Consider the following 1,418-nt stretch of genomic DNA (forward strand, 5'->3'; position numbering starts at 1 on the left):
TCGGTCTGTTCGTGATCACGATTGGCCCGATCCTGGCGTCGCTGTATCTGTCGTTCACCGACTACAACCTGCTGGAGTCGGCCAAGTGGGTGGGGTGGGACAACTACAGCAAGTTGTTCACCGTCGACACGCGGTTCCTGGCCTCGTTGAAGGTGACCACGGTCTATGTGGTCGTGTCGGTGCCGATGCAGCTGGCTTTCGCGCTGGTGCTGGCGCTGGCGCTGGATCGGGGTCTGCGCGGGTTGTCGTTCTACCGGTCGATCTACTATCTGCCGTCGCTGCTGGGCGGCAGTGTGGCGGTCGCCATCTTGTGGCGGAAGATCTTCGGCTCCGACGGCCTGGTCAACGCCGTTTTGAGCGTCTTCGGTGTTCAGGGTGCCGGTTGGGTCTCCGATCCGGACACGGCGCTGGGGACGTTGATCCTGCTGCATGTGTGGACGTTCGGCGCGCCGATGGTGATCTTCCTGGCGGGGTTGCGGCAGATTCCGCAGAGCTACTACGAGGCGGCTCAGGTGGATGGGGCGGGCAGGCTGCGGCAGTTCCGCTCGATCACGTTGCCGCTGCTGACGCCGATCATCTTCTTCAACCTGGTCCTTGAGGTGATCAAGTCGTTCCAGTCGTTCACCCAGTCGTTCATCGTCAGCAGCGGCACGGGTGGTCCGGCCGATTCCACGCTGTTCTACACGCTGTATCTGTACTTGAAGGGCTTCAAGAGTTACGAGATGGGCTACGCGGCCGCCATGGCGTGGGTCCTGCTGCTCATCATCGCCGGGCTCACCGGCGTGAATTTCCTCGCGTCGAAGTATTGGGTCTTCTATGGCGACACGAAGTAAGGCGGTTCCGCTGCTGTTCCGCCCGCTCCCGCGGGGCAGCCGCCTCCTCAAGCACGTCCTGCTGATCGGTTTCGGCCTGGTCATGCTCTATCCGCTGTTGTGGATGGTGTCCAGTTCGCTGAAGCCGGAGGATCTCATCTTCCGTGAGCCCGGCCTGTGGCCGAGCACGTTCACGCTGGAGAACTACAGCGAGGGCTGGAGCGCGCTGAAGCACTCCTTCGGCTACTACCTGTGGAACTCCGCGGTCCTGACGGGCCTGACGGTGGTGGCGAACCTGGTGGCCTGCTCGCTGGCCGCCTACGCTTTCGCCCGGCTGAACTTCCCGTTGAAGAAGCTGTGGTTCGCGCTCATGCTCGGCTCGATCATGCTGCCCTACCACGTGACGGTCGTGCCGCAGTACATCGTGTTCTCCAAGCTCGACTGGATCAACACGATCTGGCCGCTGATCGTGCCGAAGTTCCTGGCCACCGACGCGTTCTTCATCTTCCTCATGGTGCAGTTCATCCGCACCCTGCCCAGAGAGCTGGACGAGGCCGCCTCCATCGACGGCGCGGGCTACTGGCGGATCTTCCTGCAGGTGATCCT

2 protein-coding genes are annotated in these 1,418 nt (G+C 62.4%); both read left to right on the plus strand.

What is annotated here, in order from left to right:
- Positions 1-833 (plus strand): carbohydrate ABC transporter permease (locus KLK06_RS59395; protein WP_250907743.1); only part of this gene is annotated, 833 nt, incomplete at its 5' end.
- On the plus strand, positions 817-1,418 hold a 602-nt coding region (locus KLK06_RS59400), incomplete at its 3' end, for a carbohydrate ABC transporter permease (RefSeq protein WP_214644747.1). The genes KLK06_RS59395 and KLK06_RS59400, both read left to right, overlap by 17 nt.

The organism is Nonomuraea sp. NEAU-A123 (genome assembly GCF_018603905.1).
GTDB lineage: Bacteria > Actinomycetota > Actinomycetes > Streptosporangiales > Streptosporangiaceae > Nonomuraea.